Raw genomic sequence first — 8,807 nt, 5'->3', positions numbered from 1 at the left:
CAGAGCGTCCAGAACGGCATGCGACGCGGAGCGTCGCACGATAGTTACAAGACTCGGCTACAGAACAGCGGTGCTGGCGGCGGGAATGACCTGCACGGTGATCGTCAGGCCGATAGACGGCTGATGCTCGAGGACGCAGAGCGTCCAGAACGGCATGCGACGCGGAGCGTCGCACGATAGTTACAAGACTCGGCTACAGAACAGCGGTGCTGGTGGCGGGGATGACCTGCACGGTGATCGTCAGGCCGGTAGGCGGCTGATGCTTGAGGACGCAGAGCGTCCAGAACGGCATGCGACGCGGAGCGTCGCACGATAATTGCGATGATCGCTTCCTACGCTCCAGCATTGGGATTGACGAATCGGAGCGTTGCACGATAGGCAGGTGATCGTTCCGCACGCTCCAGCGTGGGAATGCAGTTCGTGACGCTCTGCGTCACAAGTCGGTGTTCAATCCAAAGCGTTTTCTCAGGCCCATATCCAGTAGCCCTTTGGGCAGCAACCACGCCATCAGCGGCAGTAGGCGTGAGCCGTTGCCAAGACGCAGAAGGCGTGGCGGATGGGTGTGTTGCACGGCTTTGAGCAGGTCGCGGGCGAATTCTGTTGCGGGTGTAGGGTTGTCCAGTGAAGCCTTGGCGCGTGCGCGAATGCCTTCGCGGATCGGCCACCAGGGTGATTGCTCGCTGATCAACTGCTCGGCTTCGTGACTGGCGTTTTTTGCGAAGCTTGAAGCAATGGCGCCGGGCTGGACCTCCATCACCTGTACGCCAAATGGTGCCAACTCCAGACGCAGCGCATCGCTGAGGGCATGCACCGCGGCCTTGGAAGCGCAGTAAGCACCCGCAAAAGGGGTGACCAATACACCTGAAACGCTACCGATATTGACTACCAGGCCTTTGTTGCGACGCAGCGCCGCAAACAGCGCGCGGGTAACGCCGATGACGGAAAACACATTGGTTTCAAACTGCCGCTGCAAGGCATCCACGCCGCCGTCGAGCAGCGGCCCCATCGCGCCATAGCCAGCGTTATTGATCAACACATCCAGACCGCTGTGCTCCAGGCCGACGGCCAGTTGCTCCAGCGCCAGTCCGTCGTTGACATCCAGCTGCACGGCAATGAAGCCTGCGGCACTGAGTGCAGCGACATCCTCGGCCTTGCGTGCAGTGGCCCAGACTTCATAGCCAGTGGCCTTGAACGCATCGGCCAGTGCACGACCGATTCCGCTGGAACAGCCTGTAATCAAAGCGATGGGCATGAGGGAGATCCTTGTGGTCAGTCCGAGAAACTGCCTTGTAGATGTTCTGCGCGAAATTCCAGGGTTTGCGGGCGATAGCCATTGCGCAGTGCAGGCAGTGGCACGCAATCCTGCCACGTACCTTTGGCCTGAAGTTCGCCGGGGCCGCGGTAGCGTGCAGAGGTGTAGGTGTTATCCGCCAGATTCACCGAGTCGCCGGGCGCATAGGCCGCGATCCGCCAGCGCAGTTCCTGCAACGCGACCTGATTGGTATTGGTGATGCTGACCTGCAAGGGACGATCTGCCGGGCAGCCTTGCGGATCGTATCCGAGGCGGATTTCCAGGCGCTCAAGCTGGCGCGTTTCCTGGCTGTCCTGCCAGATCACCACAGCCGCCACGACCCCAAGCCCGACCGCCGCAGCCAACGAGACCGGCAAGGCCTTGGCGGGGTAGCGCAATAACAACACAAGCCAGGTCAGGATCAACAGGATGCCGATAAACATGCAGGTCTCCAGCAGGGGGCAGTGCCGGACATCCTACAGAAACCAGTGTGGTTGACCAATGACGGTACATGAGACAGGTCAAAGAAACTCCGATGCTCACCGAGGTCTCTTCGCGCCAGGCTGATATTACTCAATAAAGCTGTAAACGGCAGATTCCGGGGTATCGGGCCAAGTGTCCATATCTGTCACCTGCACAGTGCCGGTAATCCTGGCCTTGTGGGTCGGTTTAAAGATCATGGATGGATCCGTGCCTGTATTCTCAAGCGTTATGATTGTTGGTTCACCTGATGTTATGGGCGATGAGCCTGATAACAGCGGACGGTTGCTGTTATCTGCATTGACCAGGTTCAGTATGACGAAGGTACAGCGTGGGTCTTTGAATGCGGGTAATTCCAGAACGATGCCTTTACTCAACGAGATTTCTTTTTTTGCTGACGCTCCTTGTACAACCGGGGTCGGGAGGGTGGGTGCAGATGGCGTAGCCATATCGGATAGCTCCTGTTTGAACGTGCAGCGTTGGCTGGCTGCGTTCAAACAATCCTAACCATGGTGGGCAGGTAGTACTACTGACAGAAATGACAGTGGCTAATAGCCGCGTATTTAAGGTTGCAGGGACTTGAGGTTTACAGAACTGTAAGTACCTGGCGGGTTATGAATGTGTATAAGCAAGCATACCTATGCAAATGAAAAAGCCCCCGGCAACAATGAGTCGCCGGAGGCTATGTAGCGTGCAGCTAAAACCCTATCAACGAGCGATAGTTTGCGTCTTCACACCCGCTTCAAGCGCGTTCGAACGACCGTAGATATCTTCGAAACGCTCGATGTCGTCTTCGCCCAGGTAGCTGCCCGATTGCACTTCGATGATTTCCAACGGGATCTTGCCTGGGTTGCGCAGGCGATGGACCGAGGCGATCGGGATGTAGGTGGACTGGTTTTCGGTGAGCAGGAACACGTTCTCGTCACAGGTCACCTGCGCAGTACCGGATACCACGATCCAGTGTTCGGCGCGGTGGTGGTGCATCTGCAGCGACAGGCAGGCACCCGGCTTGACGGAGATGCGCTTGACCTGGAAGCGACCGCCCATGTCCACCGAATCGTAGGAGCCCCACGGACGGTACACTTCGAGGTGGTTCTGGGTCTCGGTGCGGCCCTGTTCGTTGAGGGTGGCGACCATCTGCTTGACGCCCTGGACCTTGTCCTTGTGGGCAATCATCATCGCGTCCTTGGTTTCGACGACCACGATGTTGTCCAGACCGATCACCGACACCAGTTTGCCGTTGCCGTGGATCATGCAGTTGCGGCTGTCCTGGATGACGACGTCGCCCTTGGTGACGTTGCCGTTGGCGTCCTTGGCGTTGACTTCCCACAGCGACGACCAGCAGCCGACATCGCTCCAGCCGGCCGACAGCGGTACGACGCAGGCGCGCTGGGTTTTTTCCATGACCGCGTAGTCGATGGAATTGTCCGGGCAGCAGGCGAAGGTGGAAGCGTCGATTTCCAGCGCATCGCCGTCCTGCACGCTGCGCTCAAGGGTCAGCAGGCAGGTGTCGTAGATGTCCGGATCGTGCTTTTTCAGCTCTTCCAGGAAGCGGCTGGCGCGGAACAGGAACATGCCGCTGTTCCAGTAGTAACCACCGGCTTCGACGAATTCCCTGGCGCGTTTTTCGTCAGGCTTTTCGACGAACTGCGACACGCGGCTGACGCCTTCCGGCAGCAGGGCATCGGCGGTGGACTTGATGTAGCCGTAGCCGGTTTCAGGCTTGTTGGCCGGTACGCCGAACAGCACCATTTCGCCACGTTCTGCGGCGACGGTCGCCAGTGCCAGTGCGCGTTGCAGGGCTTTTTGGTCTTCGATGACGTGGTCGGCTGGCAGTACCAGCATCAGGCCGTCGTTGCCTTCGTTGACCAGCTTCATGGCGGTCAGGGCAACGGCTGGCGCGGTGTTGCGGCCGAACGGTTCCATGAGGATCGCCTGGGTTTCCAGGTTCAGTGCAGCCAGTTGCTCGTTGACGATGAAACGGTGGTCCTTGTTGCAGACCACGATAGGCTCCTGCATGCCCTCGAACACCAGACGCTCCAGGGTTTGCTGGAACAGGGTGTGCTCGCCGGTCAACGCCAGGAACTGTTTAGGGAATTGTTTACGCGAAAGCGGCCAGAGTCGTGAACCACTACCGCCTGACAAGATAACTGGAATCATTTTGTTTCTCCAAAAGCATTCAATTAGGGCCGTACGAGGTGTCTGTCGTTTCTGTCTTGTTCTTGTTCCGCGCGGGTCGGTTCAACGCTGATGCCCTGAACCGACCTGCATAATCCGTTTAGCGGGTTGCGACCGGTGGCTTGACCCACACTGGCGAGAGGCTGCTGCCACTGCCGGTGATGTAGAGCACAGCGGCTTCGCCACGCTCCAGTGCCACTGGTTTCACATCGGTGACTTTCTTGTCGCCGTCGTACAGCGCCAGGCTGACTTTGACCGGATTGATCTCACGCTCGCCGGTGCCTTTGGCCGCTACGGCGTTGACCACTTCGGTCTTGCCGTCGGCGGTTTTCAGAGTCAGGGACTTGTCGCTGAGGTTCTGAACGCGAACCAGGGATTTCTGCTTGTTCTTGAACGGCGGCTCTTCAACCAGCTGCGGTTTGCCGCTGGCGTTGTTGACGATGGTGTAGTAGTGATCACCCGCCAGTTTCACCGGCAGGCTCTGGCTGCCCAGCTTGGCGGTGTAGTCGCCCTGTGGCATGAAGCTGAACGCAGTGCTGCCCAGTGGCGCGACTTCGTTGAGGTTGGTGTTGCCAACGGTGGCGCTGATTTCGGCGTTGCTGGCGTTGTAGACACGCACGAAGGTCGAGCCTTTTGGTGCGGTCGGGCCGTACAGGGCGGAGTCACCGGCGAAAGCCTGCAGGGACATCAGGCCCAGACCTGCGGCCATTGCGCAGGTTTTGAAAATGCGTTTTGCGGCCGAACGGTTGGCAGTAGTGTTAAAAGTCATGAGTCAGTCCTCTCAGTTTTGCGCCCGGTTGGGCGACTCGGATTGTTTGGCGTTGAGCGCCACGTTTTCTTGGGTGTCACGCGATTTCTTCAGCTCGGCGATCCACTTCGGATCGAACTCGCCAAGATCGTTGTGTGCCGGCAGGTAGCGCTCCGGGAATTCCCAGATCACCACTTGCGGCGGGGTGTTCTTGAAAGCATCGGTCTGCAGGTACTTGAGCATCGGCAGAATCGGGCCATGGCCGTCTTCGGCGTAGTTGACGACATCGCTGCGCAGCGCTTCTTTCAAGGCACCGACGAAGTTCCAGTTAGGGTTGGCGCTGTAGCTGGTGCCCACCAGACCCACCGGGATGTCGCTGTCTGCGAACAGTGCGTCACCGCCTGCCGCTTCGCCTGCTACCGGATCGGTACTGCGTTTCTGCAACTCGTCCGGCTTGGGCAGCATGTTGCTGAACAGCGGATCGAGCGGCAGGAATGTAGTCAGGTCACCTTTGTAGGCTTCGGTTCCCTTGGCTTGTGTGACGAACTGCTCAGGTTCACCTTCCAGTGGTGTTTTCTGGGCAATCGCGGCGCTCAGTTGCTGCGCGGCGACTTCGGCACCCATTGGCGTCCAGTGGGTGTCGGTGCGCAGGAAAACCTGGCCCTGTTGCTTGGCAGCTTGCAGCGGTGCCAACAGGTCCGGGGCAAAGATCCCGGCCTTGGCGACCTGAGCGTGGAACTGCTGATACAGGTCGGTGTGCAGGCTGGCAGGCTTGCTGTCACCGATGTGCTCCGGGTACAGACGGGTTTTTGCCGGAACAATCGCCAGGACCAGTTTGGTGCCCTGTTTTTCCAGCGCGTCACGCACACCCTGAATGATCGCCAGGTTGTCGGCTTCGTTCTGCTCGCCGTTGGCAACCGCGTCGAACTCTTCGTCGGTGTACAACCACTGGTCCTTGCCGAGCACTACGCCCGGACGACCTTCGTTGAACAGTTTGAAATCCAGCGCCGCCCAGAGGTTGGTGCCCAGGCGCTTGATCGGGAACTCATCGTCGTAATGAGTTTCCGCCGCCTTGGTCCATTTGCCGTTGAGCACAGTGGTCTCGGCCGACGTCGAGAAGGTGCTGAAGCTGCGCAGCGACCAGACGCCCAGGACCAGCAGAATGGCCAGGAAGATGGCGATATAGAGGATTCGTAATGAACGGGTCATGTCAGGCTCCTCAGAACTGGAAGTAAAGGAACGGCGAGAAGCTTTGCGCCGAGAGTTTGAGAATCGAAGCCACGAACAGCAGCAGGATCAGTGCACGCATGGCGTAACGTGGCCAGTCGGCAACCCAGTACGCGGGCTGCACCTGGGCTTCGCTGCCCACGGTGTAACCTGGCAGGTGCAGACTGCCGGGAGCATCGCCGGGAACGGCCTTGATGGTGCCCGGTTGGGCGGTCGCAGGACCGTCAGCCTTGGCGCTCTTGCCGGTGTCTTTTTCGCGGTTCTGGTAGAAGTCGCGCAGACCGAAGAACGCCAGCGTCAGATACGCCACCACCAGTGTTGCCACTTGCAGACCGGTCAGGCTGGCGCGGTTGAGTTCCGACAGCTGCCACTCGCCGAAGCTGAACATGGCGCTGTACATACGACCGGCGACATGCAGGTTTTCAGCGCGGAAGATGACCCAGCCTATGACCACCAGCAGGAAGGTCAGTGCCCAGCGGATCGGGTTGAAACTGTAGGGTTTGGTGTTGATACCGACCGCTTTTTCGATCGCCAGCCACATGCCGTGCCAGGCACCCCAGATGATGTAGGTGACGTTGGCACCGTGCCACAGACCGCCGAGCAGCATGGTCAGGAACAGGTTGCGGTAGGTCGCGACCTTGCCGCCACGGTTGCCGCCCAGCGTGATGTACAGGTAGTCACGCAGCCAGGTGGACAGGCTGATGTGCCAGCGACGCCAGAACTCGGTGATCGACTGGCTGATGTAGGGCTGTTTGAAGTTTTCCATGAAGCGGAAACCCATCATCAGACCCAGACCGATGGCCATGTCGCTATAACCGGAGAAGTCGAAGTACAGCTGCGCGGTGTAGGCCAGCGCACCCAGCCAGGCGTCGCCGGTGGTCGGGTTTTGCAAGGCGAAGCAGTGGTCGGCGACCACCGCCAGGGTGTCGGCGATAAACACTTTCTTGATGAAGCCCTGCATGAAGCGCGTGGCACCTTCAGAGAACTTGTCCAGCGTGTGAGTGCGGTTGTTGAACTGGTCGGCCAGATCGCGGAAACGCAGCACGGGGCCGGCGATCAGGTGCGGGAAGATCGCGACGAATGCAGCGAAGTCGATCAGGTTGCGCGTGGCCGGGGTGTCACCGCGGTAAACGTCGATGATGTAGCTGATGGACTCGAAGACATAGAACGAGATACCGATCGGCAACAGCACGTGGGTCAGGATGAACGGTTCCAGACCCATCGAGGTCATGGCTGCGTTGATGCTGTCCACACCGAAGTTGGCGTATTTGAAGTAGCCCAGAATACACAGGTCCACGATTACGCCGAGCAGCAGCCAGCGCTGTGCCGGTTTGGTCCGCACACCTGCTGCGCCTACCTTGAGACCGATCCAGTAGTTCCAGACGGTCACGCCGATGAACAACGCCAGAAAGTCCACACGCCACCAGGCGTAGAAGATATAGCTGGCAATCAGCAACAGCAGATTGCGATAGCGTTGCCCGCTCAAGTAGTACAAGCCGAGGAAGATCGGCATGAACAGGAACAGGAACACGTTGGATGAGAAAACCATCCTTATCTCTCCGTTTGTCCAACATTCAAGGGCTCAAAGCCCCCCCAAACCCCCCGTTGAAATTGGGGGGTAAAACACGTCGCGTTACGGCTTGTCGGTGAAGCAGCTCAGGCGAGGTCCGGTCTCACGGATTCAGCGCCTGGGCGTGCCTCTTCGCGAGCAAGCTCGCTCCTACAAAGAACTCTGTGAATCACGAGCCGTCGTTGTCGCCCTTGTCGCCTTTCTCGTGCGTCGGGTCGTAGACCTTGGTCAGGTCACCGCCGAGGCGGAAAGTCTTGAACGGCTGCTTTTCGTGTTTCTCTTCCAGCACATCCGGGCTGCAGGTGTAGAGCGAGCAGTACGGTTCGAGCCAGGCGAATTTCGGATCTTTCTTCAAGTCCGTCATGTCCTGTTTCTCGCCGTTGTGTTCAGCGAAAATCGAAGGGTCTTTGACGCCGGCCAGCACACGGTCACCCAGACGCTTCAAGGCACCATTGTTTTCCGGACGCAGATCGACACCGTTGGCCTGGGCGAAACTGGCGATCATCGCGAGCGGCGGCAGGGCGTAGTTGTGATACGACAGCGCGCGTTGACGACGCTTCATCTCGTTAGGCAGGAAACCGTCCTTGTCCACCTGATTGGCGGCGACCTTGTATTCCTTCACAGCCCAGTCGAACAGGTCCTGGCGGTTGGTGGCGACGGCGGTTGCCATCACTGACCAGGCGGCCCAGTACGAGTGGTTGTTGATTTTTTCCAGCGGCAGGTTGCTCCAGTCGCTGACCACCTGGTCGGCCAGCTTGCTGAACCATGCTTCGATGATCTTCGCGTCCTGCTGACGATTGGCCAGCGGGTGCGACTCGGAGAACTTCAGACGCAGGTAGGCGGAGGACATGCTGCCCAGTGCCCATTTGCGCATGGACTTGCCGGTGTGGTTGAACTCGCGCGACTCCAGCGCATCGGCCTTGGCCCAGGTGGTCATCATGTTCAGCGCGCAATCGAGCTGTTCCGGACGACCGTCACGCATGTACTGCATCACGACTTTGCTGACGCCGCGCTCAAGGTCAGTGATGTCCTTGGTCGCATCGCGAAATGCTTCTTCCGACACGGCGTTGAGGGTCGCACGTGCCTTGTCCGAACCTTCGTACTTGCTGCGGAAAACCAGCTTGTCGGTGTACGGCTTTGGAATGGCTTCACAGCTGAAATTGTGATCGCCCGTCTTCATTTTTTCGATCGGGGCGTCATAGCCCTTGGGTGGAACCAGTGCGGCGGACGCACCCGTAGCCCAGGCCATCGATGACAGAATTGCCATCGACAGCAGGGTAGGGCGTATCAGTTTAGGAGTCTGCATAAGTCAC

Annotated in this window: 8 protein-coding genes; all 8 read right to left on the bottom strand. The window is 58.9% G+C overall.

Annotated elements, in window-relative coordinates; all coding sequences use genetic code 11:
* Nucleotides 1-433 precede the first annotated feature (433 nt).
* The 8 genes from RYB09_RS24365 to RYB09_RS24330 all read right to left on the bottom strand — a co-directional run bounded on the left by RYB09_RS24365 (nucleotide 434) and on the right by RYB09_RS24330 (nucleotide 8,800).
* Nucleotides 434-1,252 (bottom strand): SDR family oxidoreductase, encoded by an 819-nt coding sequence (locus RYB09_RS24365; protein WP_058400612.1) that lies wholly within the window; start codon nucleotides 1,250-1,252, stop codon nucleotides 434-436.
* A gap of 17 nt (nucleotides 1,253-1,269) precedes the next feature.
* Nucleotides 1,270-1,734, bottom strand: a complete 465-nt coding sequence (locus RYB09_RS24360; RefSeq protein WP_054077852.1) for a hypothetical protein — start codon at nucleotides 1,732-1,734, stop codon at nucleotides 1,270-1,272.
* Between the two features lie 126 nt (nucleotides 1,735-1,860).
* Nucleotides 1,861-2,220, bottom strand: a complete 360-nt coding sequence (locus tag RYB09_RS24355) for a hypothetical protein (protein ID WP_058400613.1) — start codon at nucleotides 2,218-2,220, stop codon at nucleotides 1,861-1,863.
* A 259-nt stretch (nucleotides 2,221-2,479) separates the two neighbouring features.
* The gene (locus tag RYB09_RS24350; protein ID WP_004663964.1) at nucleotides 2,480-3,931 is read right to left on the bottom strand and encodes a mannose-1-phosphate guanylyltransferase/mannose-6-phosphate isomerase; all 1,452 of its coding nucleotides are present in this window, start codon (nucleotides 3,929-3,931) and stop codon (nucleotides 2,480-2,482) included.
* A 118-nt stretch (nucleotides 3,932-4,049) separates the two neighbouring features.
* Entirely contained in the window at nucleotides 4,050-4,718 is a 669-nt protein-coding gene (locus tag RYB09_RS24345) for an alginate O-acetyltransferase AlgF (RefSeq protein ID WP_002552248.1), read from the bottom strand.
* Nucleotides 4,719-4,730: 12 nt separating this feature from the next.
* Entirely contained in the window at nucleotides 4,731-5,906 is a 1,176-nt protein-coding gene (locus RYB09_RS24340; protein WP_031595142.1) for an alginate O-acetyltransferase, read from the bottom strand.
* A 10-nt stretch (nucleotides 5,907-5,916) separates the two neighbouring features.
* On the bottom strand, nucleotides 5,917-7,473 hold the full coding sequence (locus RYB09_RS24335) for an MBOAT family O-acyltransferase (protein WP_058400616.1): 1,557 nt from the start codon (nucleotides 7,471-7,473) through the stop codon (nucleotides 5,917-5,919).
* Between the two features lie 190 nt (nucleotides 7,474-7,663).
* Nucleotides 7,664-8,800: a mannuronate-specific alginate lyase gene (locus tag RYB09_RS24330; RefSeq protein WP_005752927.1), complete on the bottom strand. Its 1,137-nt coding sequence runs from the start codon at nucleotides 8,798-8,800 to the stop codon at nucleotides 7,664-7,666.
* Nucleotides 8,801-8,807 lie beyond the last annotated feature (7 nt).

It is taken from the genome of Pseudomonas syringae group sp. J254-4 (assembly GCF_032586855.1).
Lineage (GTDB): Bacteria > Pseudomonadota > Gammaproteobacteria > Pseudomonadales > Pseudomonadaceae > Aquipseudomonas > Aquipseudomonas amygdali.
Note: the sequence above shows the minus strand (reverse complement) of the source record. Positions and strands in the feature narration are given on the sequence as shown.

Coding starts and splice junctions, on each gene's coding strand:
- RYB09_RS24365 (WP_058400612.1), bottom strand. CDS start 1,252: ATGCCCATCGCTTTGATTACAGGCTGTTCCAGCGGAATCGGTCGTGCA.
- RYB09_RS24335 (WP_058400616.1), bottom strand. CDS start 7,473: ATGGTTTTCTCATCCAACGTGTTCCTGTTCCTGTTCATGCCGATCTTC.
- RYB09_RS24350 (WP_004663964.1), bottom strand. CDS start 3,931: ATGATTCCAGTTATCTTGTCAGGCGGTAGTGGTTCACGACTCTGGCCG.
- RYB09_RS24330 (WP_005752927.1), bottom strand. CDS start 8,800: ATGCAGACTCCTAAACTGATACGCCCTACCCTGCTGTCGATGGCAATT.
- RYB09_RS24355 (WP_058400613.1), bottom strand. CDS start 2,220: ATGGCTACGCCATCTGCACCCACCCTCCCGACCCCGGTTGTACAAGGA.
- RYB09_RS24360 (WP_054077852.1), bottom strand. CDS start 1,734: ATGTTTATCGGCATCCTGTTGATCCTGACCTGGCTTGTGTTGTTATTG.
- RYB09_RS24340 (WP_031595142.1), bottom strand. CDS start 5,906: ATGACCCGTTCATTACGAATCCTCTATATCGCCATCTTCCTGGCCATT.
- RYB09_RS24345 (WP_002552248.1), bottom strand. CDS start 4,718: ATGACTTTTAACACTACTGCCAACCGTTCGGCCGCAAAACGCATTTTC.